We start from the raw sequence: 18,840 nt of genomic DNA on the forward strand, positions 1-18,840 counted from the left end.
CCCTATCCGAACCGGATGGGGTTTTCTGTTTTATAACCGTTTTTGGAAGCCATGATTTATTTGCATTGGTTTTTATTGTGCCAGATCTGCAGTTTGGCAAGCCTGAATGCAATTGAATGATATTTGCATATTGTTTTTAGATTTTTAAGATCGTTTAATCTGGCTTCATGCATAATTGTCTTTTGCAAAAAAAAAGCTATTCTGTTATTTTGGAATTGTGTTTTTATTTAAAAAAAAAAGAAAAGCATATTCGTTTTAATTCGGAAATAGCTTCGCGGCTATGGATTTTCTTATGCTGAAATAATAAAAGCGGCATCTCCCGATTTGGAAAAACAAGGCTTTTTAGCCGCAGTTTTTGTTAATCGGGAATACAGCGGACAGCCCGACCCGTAGGGGAACGCCATAACTATAATTAGAGGGGTTTCGTGTTGCTGTTTCTTTGAATTAATTTACGCTTTGTAATGAATTAATTTTTATCAGTAGGCTTCGCCTTTGTCTTTTTGTAGATTGATCATTAAAATGGGTGAAATTCGTGGGAAATAGTAAACTGACCATGTGGTTTGCTTAATGGATTTAGTTTTTCTCTTAATTAAAGTTTATTTTTGATTATTATGAAATTTAAAAATAGATGGAAGAGTTAATTCATATTATAAGTAGTTTTCAAGAATTAGATTTAGAAACTGAACTTGTTATTAAAAGAAGTTTTGTTGAAGAAACTTTTAATAAGGGAGAATTTCTTGCAGAAGAAGGCAAGATCTGTGCTAAAATTTATTTTATAAAATCGGGCGCTGTTAGAAGGTTTTGTGTTGAAGATGGAGCAGAAGTCACCAAATGGATTTATACAGATAATCAATTTGTGACTTCAATGAGCAGTTTTTTTGAGCAAAAACCTTCATTTGAGAATTTTCAAACTTGTGAAGAAACAATTGTGTATTCGTTGTCTTATTCTGATGAACAGGCTTTGTTAGAATATCCGTTATTTGTAAAGTTTCATATTAAACAGCTTCGGCATTATCTTTCTAAAATAAATGAGTTCAATCATTTATTCCGTTTAATGACTGCAGAGAAAAAATACCTGTTTCTCTTAGAGTTATTTCCCCAAATTATTAAAAAGGCCAAATTAAAGTATATCGCTTCATTAATTGGTGTTAGTCAAGAGACTTTGAGCCGAATTCGGGCATCAATTATTTGATATTAGGTCAATAAAAAGTATTTAAACTTTTTCAATTTTTGCACTTAATAAAAGATGTAAAAATTGAAAGATAGTTTTATTCATAAAAATGCTTTTCTTGGGAATAACATTTCTATAGGAAACGGTGTTACTATCGAGGCGGATGTTGTAATTGGCAATAACACGCAAATTGGGAATCATGTTACTGTTTTAAGTGGTTCAAGAATCGGTGAGAATTGTCAGATCCATTCTAATGTAGTGTTAGGCGGTATACCTCAGGATTTGAAATATAAAGGTGAATATACTCTGCTAGAAATTGGCGATAACAATATTATAAGAGAGTTTGTAACTATTAATAGAGGAACAATTTCGAAAGGTAAAACATGTATTGGCAATTCTAATCTGATTATGTCTAATGCGCATATTGGGCATGATTGTGTAATAGGCAATAATGCTATTATTGGATTTAGTGTTGGGATGGCTGGTGAAGTAGTTGTTCAAGATTGGGCCAATATAAGTGGCTTGACTGCTATACATCAATTCTCCGTTATAGGTGAACACGCTATGGTAAGTGGTTTAAGTCGAGTAGTGAAAGATATTCCGCCTTATATTATTGCCGCACATGAACCTCTAAGATTTACGGGATTAAATACAGTAGGTTTAAAAAGGAGAGGATTTGTATCTGCTAAGATTGATGAACTTAGAGCAATTTACAGGGTTTTATTTCAAGAGAAGCGGAACACTAAATTTGCTTTGGAACTTATTGAAAACGAATTTGAACGAACTTTGGAAAGAGATAAAATTATAAATTTTGTGAGAGGTTCTGAAAGAGGAATTCTGAAAGGTTTTAATTTTTAATTGACAGATTTATTATCTTTAATGAACTAATTTTTAATAAAGTTGTTTATGACAAAATATAGTGGAAATTCTAAAGTTGATTTTTATTTTGAAAAAGCAGAAAAATGGAAGTCAGAAATAGAAGAGATGCGAGATATTGTTTTAGACTGCCATTTGTCTGAAGAGTTAAAATGGGGATGTCCGTGTTATACTTTTGAAAATGCAAACATCATATTAATTCATACTTTCAAAGAATATTGCGCTTTTCTGTTTTTTAAGGGGGCTTTAATGAAAGATCCAGATGAAATATTGATTCAGCAGTCAGATAATGTTCAAGCGGCTCGACAGGTTCGATTTACCAATGCTGAAGATATTGTAGCGAAGAAAGAAATTTTGAAAAAGTATATTTTTGAAGCAGCTGAAATTGAAAAGTCAGGACAGAAAGTGGAATTGAAAAAAGTTTCAGAATTTGAGATTGCAGAAGAACTCCAGAATAAGTTTGATGCCGATCTAAATTTTAAAGAAGCTTTTTATGCTTTAACTCCTGGAAGACAGCGAGCGTATTTGCTTCATTTTTCTCAACCAAAGCAATCTAAAACAAGAGAAGCTAGAGTAGAAAAAAATATTCCAAGAATTTTAGATGGAAAAGGATTGAATGATTGATAGATTTAGAAATAAAATAGAAAAACTCCTTTTTCACAAAAGGAGTTTTTTGTTTTTGTATTCTAAGAGCTTTGCTGTTCGATAATGTTTTTCTTTCGAATAGAAATTATAGACTGCAATAAAACAGATGTCATAACTAGACTTATTCCAATATAAAAAGAGAAATTGACTGATTGTCCTTCGTTAAAAAATAAAAAGGCTAATATTATCGAATAAATTGGCTCTAGGTTGAAGGTTAGATTTATGGTAAATGCTGGAATCTTTTTAAGTGATTCTGCAAACATTACATAAAGCGCAACAGTACAACAAGAAGCTAAAATCAATAAATAGAAAATGTCTTGTATGCTTGGAATAAAAGTCTGATCTGGAAAATTGTAAAAATAGAATGGCAGAGTGAGTCCTAAAACTAAAGTTCCGCCGAGCATTTGATAAAAATTAATGAGTTTGCTGTCGTAGAATTGCACTAATCTTTCGTTATAAATAGTGTACAAAGCGGCAAATGCAGAAGAAATTACTCCGAGTAAAATGCCCAGCTGATAAGAAGAATCAAAATGGAAAATTAAACTTATACCCAATAAAGTAAGCATGCTAAGCAAAACTTGAACAAGATTGAATCTTTTTTTATTGAGAATAGGTTCAAAAAAAGCGGTAAAAAAACTAGTCAGACAATAACACACAACTCCGATTGAAATGTTTGAATATTTAATGCTAGCATAGAAAAAAATCCAGTGAATGGTGATGAGAATACCAGCTTTAGAAATTTTTGCTGCTTCAGAAAATGACTTCAGCATTTTAATATTGTATACTTTTAAAATAAAAAATAGAATAATAGAAGCAAATAATACTCTATACCAAACTAAGGTAATTTCGTTAAGAGAAATAAGTTTTCCGAAAACGCCAGTAAAACCAGCGAGTAAAACTGCAGTATGCAGTATCAAATAAGATTTTTTCATAAGAGGTTGTTTATCCTTTTTGAGGATATGATTTGAATATTAATAATGTGAATTGAGGTAAAGACACAATGAATCGGACTGAAGAGATTCAGTCAAGTGTCAATACTAAAGAAGTAGTATTAATTTTCTGGTGGTGAAAGACAACCTGCTACGTGCATACTAAATTTGAATTTTAGCAAACTTATAAAAATGTGAGGGAATGAAAAAGTTTAAAAAGTTATATAAATGTGAAACTTCAAACATTTAGCAGCTGAATTAAATGAATCTTATTTTGATTTAAATATTAATTTGTAGAACTTGCATCGATACCAGATCAACTTAATTTATTACGAAATATTACAATTTAATGAATACCAGTCCGTCATCTACAGTAATTCTTGAGACAAAACAACATTTTGAAATTTTAGACGGTTTGCGTGGCATCGCAGCTTTTGCTGTTGTTGTGTTTCATTTTATGGAATGGATTTTTATCGACCCAAGCCAAAATTTTATCGGACACGGATTTTTAGCTGTCGACTTTTTCTTTTGTCTTTCAGGATTCGTAATCGGATATGCTTATGATGATCGTATTGCCAAAATGGGCCTTCGTAATTTTTTTATAGCAAGAATTATTAGATTACATCCGTTGGTTATTGCTGGATCAATCTTAGGATTATTGGCCTTTTTATTTGATCCGTTTGGCGGACATTTGGAATTGTATAGTACTGGAAAAATTATTTTGACCTTTATCTGTTCCCTATTTCTCATTCCGTTTCCAGTTATTGCAGATCGTTCCTTCAATTTATTTAGTTTTAATGCGCCGGCGTGGTCGCTGTTTTGGGAATATGTTGCCAATATTGTGTATGCATTGGTGCTTTGCAGAATGAGAAAAAATTACGTAATGATTTTTACTTTACTTTCTGCAGCAGCTATTTGTTATGTAGGATATAGTTCTGGTAATTTGGTAGGAGGATGGAGCGGACCCACTTTTTGGGATGGCTTTGCTAGAATATCGTATTCTTTTTTGGCGGGATTGCTTATTTACCGATCAAATTGGATTATCAAAAATAAACTTGGATTCGGCGGATTAACTATTTTATTGCTTTTGGCTTTTATTATGCCGTCTTCAAAATGGAATTGGATTACAGAACCTTTGGTTGTATTGCTATATTTTCCGTTGCTGGTTTCTCTTGGCGCGGGAGCTGTTTTGAAACCAGGTTTGGAAAAATTTTGTGTATTTTCAGGAAAAATTTCCTATCCATTATATATGACGCATTATGCCGTTTTGTGGATGTTTGGAAATTATTATACCAATTACAAACCCGATACCACTCAACTGACTTTAATTGTAGTGACTTCAGTTGTTTTACTTGTCGGATTTGCTTATTTAGTCATGGTGTTTTACGATATTCCGTTGAGAGATTACTTAAATAGAAAACGAAAAGAGAAGCTTTCAGCAAAAGCATAATTCAAAATAAAACTCCATTAGCAATTATGGAGTTTTATTTTTTATACTAAATTATATATTTTGAGTACGGTTCATCATATTAAAACGACAATTCGGTCTATAAAAATTGATTATTTTATTTGAGAAAAATACTTTTACATCAAAATAAATATAACCAGAACTATGAAGAAAATTTTAAAAATCGCCAAAATTACATTTATTACCCTTTTAAGTATTGTTTTAGTTTTTATTGCTTATTTGTATATCAGCAGTAAAATATTTTTGGAATCTAAAAATGATGACAATATCAGTTACTTGTCAAAAAATAATATTGAAGTTTCAGGTTCTATAAATGAAAAATTATTTGATGCCGATTTTTATAAATCACAAGTTTTCTTGTTAGGGGAAATTCATGGTTATGCCGATAATCAAACTATAGATAAAGAGATGCTTTTCTTTTTGAATAAGAAAATTGGCGTGAAATATTATATTGCCGAAATGGATAGTTTGACGGCGAAAAAATTAAATGTCTTTTTGGCTGAAAAGCAAAAGAATAAAACAGCTTTAAAAGAAGTTGTTGAAAACATAAAAAGAAGAATTCCGCAACAATCTAGTCAAGAATTATTTGATAAATGGAGCGCAGTTTATGATTATAACCAAAGCTTAGCCGATTCTTTAAAAATTACAGTTGTCGGAATTGATAAAAATTTTGATGATGAATCAAAAGGTTCTAGAGATGTGGCTATGGTAAGTAATTTTAAGAATACAGTAAAAAAGCAGCATCTTGAAAATGAAAAATTCTACGGGCTTTTCGGATATTTTCATACACTTCAAAAGAAAACAGAATCTGGAAGAGAAACATTTGCTCAAGGAATAAAAGATTCTGGGATTAAAGTAACAAGTTTTGTAAGCTATACTATAGATAGCGAAATGTATTTGCCGAAAAATCCTCAATTTCCAACTCCAGAAAACGAAAGAGTCGATTGGTTGAATGCTGATGGCCCGTTAATGCTGGTAAAAGGAATTAATGATTTGAAAGAATTGAGCAAGCCTGAAACTATTACACTTTTTAAACTTGATGGAAAAGATTCTCCTTATTTAAAATCACAAAACTTGGTAAATGTAAAATCAAGAGTTTTTGGCGAAAATATAGTTCCTATTGAAGGATCTTCGGTAACAGATTATTTTCAGTATGTATTCTTGCTGAGAAATTCTGAAGCTTTAACGAAATTGAAATAAAAAATATAGCCAGTAAAAAGAGACTTTATAAAAGTCTCTTTTTTTATAGAAAATTCTGCCTCATCTTTTCACAATATTCTCAGATTAATTTTTATTTTCTGCCGAATAATATTTGTTGTCTTTTCTAGTGTTTAAAAAAAATTAAATGCAGAATTAATTTCTATATTTGTAACTCGTAAGTATAGACTATGCTCTATACTTTTTTGTTTTATGTTAAAAAGAATAAAGCTATGCTGGTAAACGAATTATCGAAGAAAACGGGACTGTCAATTCATACTATTAGATACTATGAGAATTTAGGAATGATTGAAGGAGTCGCTAATGAAAAGGTAAAATCAAATAATTACAAACATTATAATGATAATGTAGTTGAGCGTTTAGAAATTATTATTGAAGCCAAAGAAGTCGGGTTTACTTTAGCAGAAATAAAAAAGATTTTGACTGCTTGGTTCGAAAGCACCGATTCGAAACCTGAAACATTGGAACTTTTTCAAGCGAAAATAAAAGAGATTGATAATAAGATAAAACACTTCAAACAAACTAGAAAGCTTCTTGAGAAAGTTTGCGAAAAACTAGAGAATGATGACTTTTAGTTATTAAGTTAGTTAGAAGTTTTAGATTTTCTGTTATTAAAAGCCTTCTGCTTTATCCATTGAATTGAAATATTGAAAGGTGTTGTGTCTTTATCAGAAACGGTATTATGCCCTAGATTAGAAAATAAAGTATACTCAAAAGGTTTGCCTTTAGCTTTTAATGTGTTTAATTCTTCAATGCATAACTTTACGGGTATTTGTATGTCTTTTTCTCCAAAAAGCCAAAGTCCAGGAATAGAAAGCGTATTCAGCGAAATTTTAGGGTCGGTCGCAACAAACTGATATTTGTCGGGATCATTTTTAGTATGTTCACGTGCCTCCAATTCTGTGTGATTATCCCAGAAATTGTTGTTTCCATTAGTGTAAAATTGAAAACGAAGCTGTTCTAAAGTTGTAATAGTTGGACAACTAAATAAAACCATAAAATCTATTTTAGGATTATTACTTGCAGAAATTGGTATGATCCACCCCGCCTGACTAAATCCAACTAATCCGATTGGGATTTTTTTATCTTTAAGATAAGTTTGAAATGTGTTTACAGCAGAATTGGCATCCTGAGCTAATAAAGTAAGGTTAGCAGTGTCAATATTGTTTGTGCCAACAGTTGGTCCTACATACACACCTCCAGATTCACCTACTCCGCGTTTATCATAGGTCAATACAGCAATGCCTTCTTTGGCAAGACGTTTTGCAAACTCCATTTCTCTTTTTACAGGATCAGACCCGTGAACAATTACTGCTGCCGCAAATGCTTTTTCAGGCATTAGAACCGAGCCAGCAAGAGTGATGCCTTGACTTTCGAACTTTACATCTTGAATAGTAAAATTAGCAGATTGAGAAAATGTCATTTCTGGTAAAGCGATTAATAGTAGCCAAAAAAATATGTTGGAGAAAAAGTTAGATTTCATTTCTTCTTAATGTAAAAATTGATTTTATGAGATTTATAAAATTACTGTTTTTAAACAAGAAAAGATGCTGTTATTTTGAAAGTAAAAAAAAACTCCAAAATCAAATGACTTTGGAGTTTTTGGAATTTTGTGGGCGATGAGGGGTTCGAACCCCCGACCCCCTCGGTGTAAACGAGGTGCTCTGAACCAGCTGAGCTAATCGCCCTATTTTACTAGGTTGCTATCATTTCGTGATTGCGAGTGCAAATATACGTTTGTTTTTGAGTTCTGCAAAGAATTTTTAACTTTTGTAACTTTTTAAAATTTATTATAAGTTTTTACTGAGTTTTTTTGTTTAATGCCTTTAATTTCTCTTTACCTTTTATGTGATGTTGTTCTTTTTAATAATTTTCCAGTCACTCTCGCTGCATATTCCGATAACTGTTTTTCTATTGTCTTCACGTTTATGATTTATTGGTAACTCTTCAAATAAAATTGGTAGTTTTCCGATGACTTCAATTATTATATGACTTGAGTGTCCTTGCCATAAATTTGCGTGAAAAACATCTCTATAGTTGTAAGCATATTTTACAATTGTCTTTTGTTTCCAAAATCTTTCTTTATTGTATAAATCAAAAATAATTTCATAAACCTTAGGTAGATGAATGTCTGCATAAGGCATGAAGGTTCCAACTGAAATTAAATTGGGATTGCTATTTTCTCTCACAAAAGATTCAAACTCTTGTTTTATTAATTCAAATTCTTCGTCACTTGTATTGGGATAACGATTTTTATTTAATTTATCTACAGTTTTTGGGAATTCAAAAGTATATATAGAGTCTATTAACAAAAATCTATTTTCAGGTAATATTTGTTCTTCGTTTACATTTATGATGAAATCCATAGATTAAATTATTTTATAATGTTTTTTGCGTGATATCTCTAAAATCATATTTGGCTCTGATAGCACTAGACTTATTAAGCTTGATTAATTTGTATAAAAAGGAGAAATATCAGGTATGATTTTTTTACTAATATAGAAACTATTCTAAAAATAATCAGTGGAATTCTAATATTGCAGAAGACATATTAAACAAAAAAACTCCTTAATTGCTTAAGGAGTTTTTTGTGGGCGATGAGGGGTTCGGACCCCCGACCACTTCCGATGTTAATCGGAATGCTCTGAATCAGCTGAGCTAATCTTTTTAGCGATTAATTCCTGTATTTTGATCCTGCTTTTCCAAGACTTAATTTGAAGTTCTCTTTTATGTGCAAGTTCTTTAGTTTGATAGTTTTCTGTATAAACTACTTTCCAGTCATTTGTGTTTCCTGTAAAACCTTTGCTTTTTTGATTATGTCTAATAATTCTTTCTTCTAAATTAGAAGTAAAACCAATATAGTATTTGTTTTTGCTTTCGCTAAATAAAATGTAAACAACAAAATTCATAAATAGATATAAAATAAAAAACTCCAAAATCAAATGATTTTAGAGTTTTTGGAAATTTGTGGGCGATGATAGCTTGTTCCGATTCATCGGAAGGTTCGAACCCCCGACCACTTCCGATGCTAATCGGAATGCTCTGAACCAGCTGAGCTAATCCGCATAATGCAAAAAAAAAACTCCAAAATCAAATGATTTTAGAGTTTTTGGAAATTTGTGGGCGATGAGGGGTTCGAACCCCCGACCCCCTCGGTGTAAACGAGGTGCTCTGAACCAGCTGAGCTAATCGCCCTATTTTACTAGGTTGCTATCGTTTGTGATTGCGAGTGCAAATATACGCTTGTTTTCGAGTCCTGCAAAGAAAAAGGAATAAAAAATAAAACTTTTTTAAAAATAATCTATATCTATTTGTTTATGAATTTGTTATTAAAATGAAATTTTTGAAGTTTTTTCTAAATTCAAAATACATTTTAACCCAAAGGCAATTCTGCAACTACAAAAGTGCTTCCGCCAGCGTAAATGAAATCATTTTCTGAAGCATTTTTTTTCGCTTCCGCGAAAGCGCTGGCAACAGAATCATATTTTTCTCCGATTAAATCGTGTTTTTTAGCTTCGCTTTGTAAAATTTCTGTGTTTAATCCGCGAGAAGAATCGGGTCTGCAGAAATAATATTTCGCTTCTTTTGGAAATAAAGGCAGAATCGAATCCAGATCTTTATCGTTTACGACACCCAAAACAATATGCAGGTTTTCGAATTTTTCATTTTTAAGCTGATTCATCACAACCGTTAAGCCATGTTTGTTGTGTGCCGTGTCGCAGATAATTTTTGGATTTTTGCCCAATTGCTGCCATCTTCCCTGTAAACCAGTATTTTTTACCACATTCAATAAACCTTCTTTCAGCTGCTCGGTCGAAACTTTAAAATTGGTTTCATTGTTTAAAATCGAAATCGTCTGCTGAACCGTTTTTTTATTATGAAACTGATAATCGCCAATCAAATCCGATAAATAAATTTGGTCAATCAAATCTGATGCAAAAGAAATTGGCGCATTGTTCTCTTCGGCTTTAGCTAAAAAAACTGGTTTCGTTTCTTCGGTATATTCGCCAATAACAGCAGGAACATTTGGTTTTATAATTCCAGCTTTTTCACCCGCAATTGCTTCCAATGTATTGCCTAAAAACTGAGTATGATCCAAACCAATATTCGTAATTACAGAGACCAAAGGCATAATAATATTCGTTGCGTCCAATCTTCCGCCAAGTCCAACTTCAATAATTGCGATATCGACTTTTTCTGAAGCGAAATAATCAAACGCCAAACCAACCGTCATTTCGAAGAAACTCATATCATTTGCTTCAAAAAAAGATTTGTGTTTAGCGATAAATTCAATTACAAATTCTTCTGAAATTTCTCGACCGTTTATTTTAATTCTTTCTCTAAAATCTTTCAGATGCGGAGAAGTGTATAAACCCACTTTGTAACCCGCTTCTTGTAGAACCGACGAAAGCATATGCGAAGTAGAACCTTTTCCGTTCGTTCCCGCCACGTGAATGCATTTTAGTCTGCTCTGTGGATTGTCAAGATGAGCAGCCAATAATTTGATATTCGTTAAGTCTTCTTTATACGCAGAAGCACCTTGCAATTGGTACATTGGAAGCTGATTAAACATCCAATTGGTCGTCTCTTGATAGTTCATTTGTTTAGATAAAATGGTTGTCGATTGAAATAAATTTCGATTTTTGTAGTTTAATATTACAGCGAAAATTATCTTTATTGCAAATTTCAAATATTTTTTAGAATTAATTATTAAAAACCAGAATTAATATATGTTTAGTTTTATTCAGTTACAAACAGATACAATCGCAAATGCTTCAAATGTAGTGGTCGAAAAGATTGCAGAGCCGCAAAACGAAATTTCAATGTTTGGGTTCATCATGAAAGGGGGAGTTTTCTTAATTCCGATCGCGATTTTATTGTTTTACACTATTTACCTGATTTTTGAACGTTATATGTACATTAACCGCGCGTCTAAAATTGACAGCCGATTAATGCAAGATATTGGTGAAAAATTACATTCTGGAAATATTGAATTGGCAAGAACAATTGTAGAAAGAAATAATACTGCAGCCGGGAATATTTTAAAAGAAGGCGTTCTAGTAATTGGAAGACCAATTTCAGAAATTGAAGCCAATATGGATCGTGCTGCCGATATCGAAATTGGCGAAATGGAAAGACATTTAGGTCACCTTGGACTTATTGCTGGTATCGCGCCAACGCTAGGTTTCATCGGGACAATTTCTGGAGTTATCAAGATTTTCTACAGCATTTCGGTAACTGAAAATATTAGTATCGGAAACATTTCTGGAGGTTTATACGAAAAAATGATCAGTTCTGGTTCTGGATTAATTGTGGGTATTATTGCTTATAGCGCTTACCACTTATTAAACGGAAAGATTGATAATTTTGCTTTAAAAATTCAGAAACAGATTTTAGAATTTGTCAATATAATTCAAAGAGCATAAGCCATGTCTATTAAGAGAAAAAGAAGATTTCACGCCGAAGTTGCCACTTCATCTTTGAGTGACATTATGTTTTTCCTGCTGTTGTTTTTCTTAATTATTTCAACACTGGCAAATCCGAATGTGATTAAGATGACGTTGCCAAAAGCTAAAGCGAATGAAAAAACCAATAAACAATTAATTAGTTTATCGGTTACAGAAGATAAAAAGTTCTATATCGATAAACAGGAAGTAGATTTTGAAAATCTAGAAACCAGTTTGATGTCCAAAATAGGAACCGATAAAGAACAAACCGTTGTTGTTCGAATTCCGTTTAACCTACAAGTTCAAGACTTAGTTGATGTTTTACAAATAGGAGTGAAGAACAATTTGAAGTTTGTAATTGCTACAAGTCCTAAGTAAAATAATTAGGGCGTGACCACAATAAAGAAAATGGGCCAATCAGCATAACGTTGATTCGCCCATTTTTTTATTCTGGTCGGGCTATCCGCTCCGCCGCGGCGGATTATTCCTATCCCTCACGCGAGCAAAATCATATAAAATTCCAATTTTTAAATTCCAAATTCCAAACTACATTTTCTCATTTTTTGTCATCCTGAGCGGAGTCGAAGGACACACAAGTAACTCCTCAATCTAAATCGCCAATCTTTGTCGAGCTTCTAGCGTGTCCTTCGACTCCGCTCAGGATGACAAACCAACCGCAATTATTGTGCGTATTAGACCTGACAGGTTTTAAAACCTGTCAGGTCTCTGATGATAGAAAAACTTTAAGAGAAATAAAAAACGCTTTCTGAAAAAATATCAGAAAGCGTTTTTGATATAAATTGAATTCGTGTAATCCGTGAAATTCGTGTTTTTTAATCCAAACTAAAATTATAAATAATCTTCCCAACTTGTTTAGCTGGAGCGTCACTATCAGATTCCCATTTGGTATTCATTGCAGCAATTCTCGCTTGGTCTAATAAACATTTTGCAGTATTAGTAGTTCCTTTTATTCCAGCAGTTGCGCTAATTGTTTTTCCGTTTTGGTCAACGCTAACTTCAACTACCACTTTTCCTTCTTCGTTACAAGTATATTTTGGTGCAGGTTTAGAAAGCGCTTTTCTATTTCCTAAAGAATATCCAGATCCACCACCAGAACCGCCACCGCTTCCAGCCCCGTAACCGCTTCCTGTTCCAATGCCATTTCCAGTTCCGTTACCGCCTCCAGTTCCTCCGCCAGAACCTCCAGATCCGTAATAACCGTTAGAGTTTAAACTTCCGCCAGCTTTTCCCTTATTTCCTGCGGTTTTATCATCTCCATCGCCACCTTTGTTCGAACCTTTCATAATGCTGGCTAAAGCATCATTTGTTGAGTTAGAAACTTTTGGTTTTTCGGGAACAGGTTTAGGATCTACTTTTACGGGAACTGGTTTCTTTGGTTTTTCTTTTGTCGGAATAACAACATCATTATCAGCAGTTGTGTTTTCCTGAGAGATAATGGCTTCTTCCTCTACAGCTTTTGCAGGTGTTTGTTTTGCATTATTCTTTACATCTAAAACTTCGCTTTTGTAATTGGCTCCAGAACCTAAATCGCTATCTCCAAAGTTTACCGTTACACCTCCGCCGCCACCTCCGCCATCAGCAAGAGCGACATTGTTTTCAGGGTTATATGGAGGCCAAAAACGTATAAAAACCAGCAATAAAATTATTGCCGCATAAATTGCAGTTGTGATTAGTAACGACTTCTTTTTATCTGAAGAAATAGTGAAACTCATTGAATTCTGAATTTTGAAATGTATTATTTTAAAAACGTTTAAAAGTAGTAAAAATTGTTTAGAACGGAAGTACGGTACTTAATTTTACCGCAAAGACACGCAAAGGTTTTTTGTGCGAGACTTAAATTATTATACCGCAAAGTTCGCTAAGGATACGCAAAGAAACGCAAAGAGTTTTTTATGATATTCAATAAATTGAAAAAGTTCACAAAGCTTTATCTATATAGCTTTGCGAACTTAATATTTAGATCATGCTGGCGCCCCAATTAAAAGGACTTAGCGTGCTTTGCGTTAAAAAAAACTAACCGCAAAGTTCGCAAAGGTTTACGCAAAGGACTCAACGAGTTTTTTATAGTAGACTCAATAAATTGAAAAAGTTCGCAAAGCTATATGTACAAAGCTTTGCAAACTTAATATTTAGATCTTGCTTGCGCCCCAATTAAAAGGACTTAGCGTGCTTTGTGTTAAAAAAAATTAACCGCAAAGTTCGCAAAGGTTTGCGCAAAGAGCGCAAAGAATTTTTTATGAGGTTCAATAAATTGAAAAAGTTCGCAAAGCTAGATTACACAAAGCTTTGCGAACTTAATATTTAGACAACACTTGCGTTCCAAATTAAAATAACTTAGCGTGCTTTGCGTTAAAAAAACTGTACAGAAAAATTACACCAACTGTTTCAAAGCAATTTCAAAAGCAGTTGCACTGATATTTGTTTTAGACGAATTTAAAGCATGAGCTTTTACAATCGCATTTTTGATAATTTCAGAAGTATCATTAAAAATAGCCTCGTCTGTCATTTGTACTTTTTTCTCCATGAAGTAAGCAAAAACTCTCGCCATTCCGCAGTTTGAGATAAAGTCAGGAATCAAGCTTACTTTTTGATCCACTTGCTCCATAATAGAACCGAAGAAAATTTCCTTGTCAGCAAAAGGAACATTTGCACCGCATGAAATAACTTCCAATCCGTTGGCAATTAAGCTGTCGATTTGGTCTTGAGTAACCAATCTTGAAGCCGCGCAAGGAGTGAATATTTCAGCACCAATTGTCCAGATTTTTGAATTGATTTCCTCAAACGGAATCATATTATCTGCAACTAATTTGTTTCCATCTTTGTTTAAGAATAACGTTTTAATTTCTTCAAAAGAAAAACCATCTTCTTTAATTAATCCGCCATCGCGATCGATAATTCCGATTACTTTTGCACCCATTTCAGCCAAGTAAAAAGCGGCAGCAGAACCTACGTTTCCGAAACCTTGAACGATTGCTTTTTTACCTTGAATGTCTCCGCCGTAAGTTGCGTAGAAATGGCGAACTGCTTCTGCAACACCAAAACCAGTAATCATATCGGCAACAGTATATTTTCTAGTAACGTCTGGTGAGAATTTTGGGTTTTCGATTACTTTAATTACACCCTGACGCAACTGACCAATTCTATTAATTTTATCGGCTTCCGTCGGTTTAAAATGTCCGTTAAAAACACCTTCCTGCGGATGCCAAACACCACATTCTTCTGTCATCGGAATAACTTCGTGAATTTCATCAACATTCAAATCACCGCCAGTTCCGTAATAGCTTTTTAATAAAGGAGAAACCGCTTTGTACCAGCGCTGTAAAACACCTTTTTTGCGAGGATCGTTCGGATCAAAATTTATTCCAGATTTAGCGCCGCCAATAGCAGGGCCTGAAACAGAGAATTTAACTTCCATAGTTTTTGCCAGAGATAAAACTTCATTCATATCTAAGCCTTTTCTCATTCTTGTTCCTCCACCTGCAGCTCCTCCGCGAAGTGAATTAATAACAGTCCACCCTTCGGCTTCTGTTTCTGAATCTTTCCAATTAAAAACAATTTCAGGTGCCTTGTTTTCAAATTGTTGTAATAAATCTTTCATTTTGTTGTGATATGTTTATTTTGTGTAAATGTATAAAATAGAATAATGCGAATAATGTATTTTGCATCAAATTTATAAAACAAAAAAGAAAAGCCGAAAACTATTCCGTTTTCGGCTTTTCGAATATTCAAAAAATTAAGAATTATTGTCCTAATAAATGTTTTTTCAAAGTCTCATCAACTGGTTTGTCAGAAAGCCAGATTCCGAATAATGCTTTTTTGAAATCAAATCCTGGAATTTTTCCTTTCAAAACTTCATTTTTAGAAACGTAAACATTTTGGTCAAAAGGATTGTAGGCTAAAACAAACACATCTTTTTCTGTGATTGCGTCACTTAGAAAACTTTTTAACTGTTCTATTCTAGGGCGTAATTGTTCCAGATTTGCTCCTGCTGATTTCTCAAAACCTGTATTCATGGCTTTCGTCAGTTTGTTAGAAGAAACCATCGAAGACGTGATTTCAATTCTAACGGCCATTTCAGTATCACTGTCTATGATAAATTGAGGATCTTGGGCTAATTGAGATAAATACAGTGCTTGCACATAAACTTCCAACCACATTTTTGATCTTCCGCCCGCACCATTAAGCTGCAATGTTTTTCCTTGAAATTCTATTTTTCTAGGAACACTTACACCATTTACTTCAATTTGAGTTTGAGCAGAAACAGTCGAAAATTGCAAGCTTAACAAGACTGTCAGTAAAAGTAAAATCTTTTTCATATTCTATCAAATTTTTATTTTTAGGGCAAAAATAATAGTAATTTATTAATATTTGGTTCATATTGAGAATGTTTTTTTCTTCAAATTTTGATGTTTAATTTTTGTATTACATTAAAAATCAATTTAGTAAGAGTAAGTTTACGTAGTTTTACTCATTTTAAGAATTGTTTAATTTTTGACACATTTACAAAGCAGTATTTTCTTAATTAAAAATAATTTTTAGGTGTAATTTGAATCTTAAATTTTAGAAATTTTGTTATCAAATTAACGCTGTTTTGAAAAAAAAGATAAACAATAACGAAAACGTTATCGTAATCTTTGCTGATCTATTAATTTTGTATGCATGCATTGTAATTTAAACATTTAAAAAGTATCTTTGGAAGCCTTTGCGTTAAAAAAACAAGGCATCTAAAAAACACAAAAACAAAAAATAATCAACTAAAGAAATCTGTTTGAAATCTGGTTGAGAAAAACATTTAAAGTAAACTACTATGGATTTTAATCTTACCGAAGAACATTTAATGATTCAGCAGGCAGCAAGAGATTTTGCTCAAAATGAATTATTGCCGGGAGTTATTGAACGTGACGAAAAACAAATTTTTCCAACTGAGCAAGTCAAAAAAATGGGCGAGCTGGGTTTTATGGGAATGATGGTTGATCCTAAATATGGAGGAAGCGGACTTGATGCTATTTCTTATGTTATTGCAATGGAAGAAATTTCTAAGATTGATGCTTCTGCTTCTGTAGTAATGTCGGTAAACAATTCGCTAGTTTGCTGGGGATTACAAGAATACGGAACGGAAGAACAAAAACAAAAATACCTTCCAGGTTTGGCTTCTGGAGAAATTCACGGTGCGTTTTGTTTAAGTGAACCTGAAGCTGGAAGTGATGCGACTTCACAAAAAACAACAGCTATTGATATGGGTGACCATTATTTAGTTAATGGTACAAAAAACTGGATTACAAACGGAAATACAGCTTCTGTATATTTAGTAATTGCACAAACACATCCAGAATTAAAGCACAAAGGAATCAATGCTTTGATTATGACTAAAGATATGCCAGGTTTTTCAGTTGGTCCAAAAGAACAAAAAATGGGAATCCGCGGATCTGATACGCATTCTTTAATGTTTTCTGATGTGAAAGTTCCGAAAGAAAATAGAATTGGTGAAGATGGTTTCGGATTTAAATTTGCAATGAAAACTCTTGCAGGAGGTAGAATCGGAATTGCTTCTCAAGCTTTAGGAATTGCTTCTGGAGCTTATGAGTTGGCTTTGAAATATTCTAAAGAGCGTAAAGCTTTTGGAACGGAAATCTGCAATCATCAGGCAATTGCTTTTAAATTGGCAGATATGGCTGTAAATATTGAAGCAGCTCGTCATTTATGTATGAAAGCGGCTTGCGATAAAGACAACCATAAAAACTATGACGTAAGTGGTGCAATGGCAAAACTTTTTGCTTCGCAAGTTGCAATGGATACTGCTGTTGAAGCGGTTCAAATTCATGGTGGAAACGGGTATGTAAAAGAATACCATGTAGAGCGTTTAATGCGTGATGCTAAAATTACTCAGATTTACGAAGGAACTTCTGAAATTCAGAAAATCGTAATTTCAAGAGCAGTTATTGCTGGATAATTTTTTTTATAAATAGATTGTTTGCCCTTTCAGATTTTTGTTTGAAAGGGTTTTTTTATGAATATTCTATTACTTTTCATAAGTTTATGGTCTAATTAATTTTTATTTTCAATCATCAGTAAAAAACAGAAAAATCATGAGAAAACTATACCTTTTGCTTCCATTTATTTTTTTTGCTTGTAAATCGGGAACTTCAACCGCAAAGGAGAGTGAAGTAAAAACAGATTCGAAACCAATACAAGTCAGCTATAAAATAAAAGAAACTGAAATCTCAGATTTTCTAAAATACCTTTCTTCCGATGAATTGGAAGGACGCGAAACCGGAACTCAAGGAATTGAAAAAGCGGCTGTTTTCTTGGAAGACTTTTTAAAGAAAAATAAAATTAAACCTTATTTTAAAACCTATCGAGATACTTTGACCAATTTTGATTCTCCAGCTTTTAATATTGTTGGGGTTATAGAAGGGACAGATCCAGAACTTAAAAAAGAATTCGTGGTATTGAGTGCGCATTATGATCATATTGGTCTAGAGAAAAAAGAGCAGGCTGATAAGATTAATAACGGAGCAAACGATGATGCTTCGGGTGTGACTTCTGTTGCTGCGATGGCAAAATATTTTTCTGAAACTAAAGCAAACAAACGCAGTATACTGATTGTCTTTTTTGCTGGGGAAGAAAAAGGACTTTTAGGATCTAAAAGTTTGGTTGAGAAATTGAAAAAGCAAAACTTCAATCTTTATACACAATTAAACATTGAAATGATTGGTGTGCCAATGAAACGAGATTATTTGGCTTATATTACAGGTTTTGATAAATCGAATATGGCACAAAAAATAAACGAATACACAGGAAAAAACACAATCGGATTTTTGCCAAAAGAAGCAGAGTATCAATTATTCTACCGTTCAGATAATTATTCGTTTTTTCAGGCGTTTGGGAAACCATGCCAATCTTTAAGTACTTTCGACTTTGAAAACTTTGATTTTTATCATCATGTTTCAGATGAATTTAAATTAATGGATATCCCTCATATTACTTCATTCACACAAGAATTGTTGCCTGCGGTTACAAAAATTGCAGTTTCGCCAACACAAGAAATAACCATGAATAAATAAG

The 18,840-nt window shown here is 32.9% G+C and carries 18 protein-coding genes and 3 tRNA genes; 10 read left to right on the top strand and 11 right to left on the bottom strand.

Annotated elements, in window-relative coordinates:
* Nucleotides 1-628 precede the first annotated feature (628 nt).
* The 3 genes from ACWA1F_RS17240 to ACWA1F_RS17250 all read left to right on the top strand — a co-directional run bounded on the left by ACWA1F_RS17240 (nucleotide 629) and on the right by ACWA1F_RS17250 (nucleotide 2,671).
* Nucleotides 629-1,192 carry a Crp/Fnr family transcriptional regulator gene (locus tag ACWA1F_RS17240; protein WP_456895415.1) on the top strand — a complete coding sequence of 188 codons (564 nt, stop codon included), beginning with the start codon at nucleotides 629-631 and terminating at the stop codon, nucleotides 1,190-1,192.
* 63 nt (nucleotides 1,193-1,255) lie between these two features.
* On the top strand, nucleotides 1,256-2,029 hold the full coding sequence (gene lpxA / locus ACWA1F_RS17245) for an acyl-ACP--UDP-N-acetylglucosamine O-acyltransferase (protein ID WP_456895417.1): 774 nt from the start codon (nucleotides 1,256-1,258) through the stop codon (nucleotides 2,027-2,029).
* A gap of 48 nt (nucleotides 2,030-2,077) precedes the next feature.
* The gene (locus ACWA1F_RS17250) at nucleotides 2,078-2,671 is read left to right on the top strand and encodes a YdeI/OmpD-associated family protein (RefSeq protein WP_456895419.1); all 594 of its coding nucleotides are present in this window, start codon (nucleotides 2,078-2,080) and stop codon (nucleotides 2,669-2,671) included.
* Nucleotides 2,672-2,733: 62 nt separating this feature from the next.
* Here ACWA1F_RS17250 and ACWA1F_RS17255 read toward each other — a convergent pair whose 3' ends face one another.
* Nucleotides 2,734-3,624: a DMT family transporter gene (locus tag ACWA1F_RS17255; RefSeq protein WP_456895421.1), complete on the bottom strand. Its 891-nt coding sequence runs from the start codon at nucleotides 3,622-3,624 to the stop codon at nucleotides 2,734-2,736.
* 346 nt (nucleotides 3,625-3,970) lie between these two features.
* On the opposite strand from ACWA1F_RS17255, the gene ACWA1F_RS17260 reads away from it, so the two are divergent.
* From ACWA1F_RS17260 to ACWA1F_RS17270, 3 genes are all read left to right on the top strand, one after another.
* Entirely contained in the window at nucleotides 3,971-5,071 is a 1,101-nt protein-coding gene (locus tag ACWA1F_RS17260) for an acyltransferase family protein (RefSeq protein ID WP_456895423.1), read from the top strand.
* A gap of 162 nt (nucleotides 5,072-5,233) precedes the next feature.
* Nucleotides 5,234-6,289 (top strand): hypothetical protein, encoded by a 1,056-nt coding sequence (locus ACWA1F_RS17265; protein WP_456895426.1) that lies wholly within the window; start codon nucleotides 5,234-5,236, stop codon nucleotides 6,287-6,289.
* A 230-nt stretch (nucleotides 6,290-6,519) separates the two neighbouring features.
* Nucleotides 6,520-6,882 carry a MerR family transcriptional regulator gene (locus tag ACWA1F_RS17270; RefSeq protein WP_456895428.1) on the top strand — a complete coding sequence of 121 codons (363 nt, stop codon included), beginning with the start codon at nucleotides 6,520-6,522 and terminating at the stop codon, nucleotides 6,880-6,882.
* Between the two features lie 8 nt (nucleotides 6,883-6,890).
* Here ACWA1F_RS17270 and ACWA1F_RS17275 read toward each other — a convergent pair whose 3' ends face one another.
* From ACWA1F_RS17275 to ACWA1F_RS17305, 7 genes are all read right to left on the bottom strand, one after another.
* The gene (locus tag ACWA1F_RS17275; RefSeq protein ID WP_456895430.1) at nucleotides 6,891-7,790 is read right to left on the bottom strand and encodes an alpha/beta hydrolase family protein; all 900 of its coding nucleotides are present in this window, start codon (nucleotides 7,788-7,790) and stop codon (nucleotides 6,891-6,893) included.
* A 130-nt stretch (nucleotides 7,791-7,920) separates the two neighbouring features.
* Nucleotides 7,921-7,995: transfer RNA gene (locus ACWA1F_RS17280), tRNA-Val, on the bottom strand.
* Nucleotides 7,996-8,151: 156 nt separating this feature from the next.
* Nucleotides 8,152-8,673 (bottom strand): hypothetical protein, encoded by a 522-nt coding sequence (locus tag ACWA1F_RS17285; protein ID WP_456895432.1) that lies wholly within the window; start codon nucleotides 8,671-8,673, stop codon nucleotides 8,152-8,154.
* Between the two features lie 225 nt (nucleotides 8,674-8,898).
* Nucleotides 8,899-8,971 (bottom strand) — tRNA-Leu (locus ACWA1F_RS17290).
* A complete protein-coding gene (locus ACWA1F_RS17295; RefSeq protein ID WP_456895434.1) occupies nucleotides 8,938-9,216 on the bottom strand; it encodes a GIY-YIG nuclease family protein in 279 nt (92 codons plus the stop codon). Before ACWA1F_RS17295 ends, ACWA1F_RS17290 begins: the two co-directional genes overlap by 34 nt.
* A 211-nt stretch (nucleotides 9,217-9,427) precedes the next feature.
* Nucleotides 9,428-9,502 (bottom strand) — tRNA-Val (locus ACWA1F_RS17300).
* Nucleotides 9,503-9,680: 178 nt separating this feature from the next.
* Nucleotides 9,681-10,907, bottom strand: coding sequence for a bifunctional folylpolyglutamate synthase/dihydrofolate synthase (locus ACWA1F_RS17305; RefSeq protein ID WP_456895436.1), 1,227 nt, complete (start codon nucleotides 10,905-10,907; stop codon nucleotides 9,681-9,683).
* A gap of 130 nt (nucleotides 10,908-11,037) precedes the next feature.
* On the opposite strand from ACWA1F_RS17305, the gene ACWA1F_RS17310 reads away from it, so the two are divergent.
* Nucleotides 11,038-11,733, top strand: coding sequence for a MotA/TolQ/ExbB proton channel family protein (locus ACWA1F_RS17310; protein WP_306158357.1), 696 nt, complete (start codon nucleotides 11,038-11,040; stop codon nucleotides 11,731-11,733).
* Nucleotides 11,734-11,736: 3 nt separating this feature from the next.
* Complete coding sequence (locus tag ACWA1F_RS17315; protein WP_008464192.1) at nucleotides 11,737-12,132, top strand: ExbD/TolR family protein; 396 nt, start codon at nucleotides 11,737-11,739, stop codon at nucleotides 12,130-12,132.
* 455 nt (nucleotides 12,133-12,587) lie between these two features.
* Here the strand turns inward: ACWA1F_RS17315 and ACWA1F_RS17320 are convergent, their stop codons facing one another.
* From ACWA1F_RS17320 to ACWA1F_RS17330, 3 genes are all read right to left on the bottom strand, one after another.
* Entirely contained in the window at nucleotides 12,588-13,487 is a 900-nt protein-coding gene (locus ACWA1F_RS17320) for an energy transducer TonB (RefSeq protein WP_456895439.1), read from the bottom strand.
* 659 nt (nucleotides 13,488-14,146) lie between these two features.
* The gene (locus tag ACWA1F_RS17325) at nucleotides 14,147-15,373 is read right to left on the bottom strand and encodes a Glu/Leu/Phe/Val dehydrogenase dimerization domain-containing protein (protein ID WP_456895441.1); all 1,227 of its coding nucleotides are present in this window, start codon (nucleotides 15,371-15,373) and stop codon (nucleotides 14,147-14,149) included.
* A gap of 142 nt (nucleotides 15,374-15,515) precedes the next feature.
* Entirely contained in the window at nucleotides 15,516-16,091 is a 576-nt protein-coding gene (locus ACWA1F_RS17330) for a chalcone isomerase family protein (RefSeq protein WP_456895443.1), read from the bottom strand.
* Nucleotides 16,092-16,582: 491 nt separating this feature from the next.
* Between ACWA1F_RS17330 and ACWA1F_RS17335 the strand changes: the two genes are divergently transcribed.
* A complete protein-coding gene (locus ACWA1F_RS17335) occupies nucleotides 16,583-17,725 on the top strand; it encodes an acyl-CoA dehydrogenase (protein WP_456895445.1) in 1,143 nt (380 codons plus the stop codon).
* Between the two features lie 136 nt (nucleotides 17,726-17,861).
* Nucleotides 17,862-18,839: a M20/M25/M40 family metallo-hydrolase gene (locus ACWA1F_RS17340; RefSeq protein ID WP_456895447.1), complete on the top strand. Its 978-nt coding sequence runs from the start codon at nucleotides 17,862-17,864 to the stop codon at nucleotides 18,837-18,839.
* The last annotated feature ends 1 nt before the right edge of the window (nucleotide 18,840 follow it).

The organism is Flavobacterium erigeronis (genome assembly GCF_054075165.1).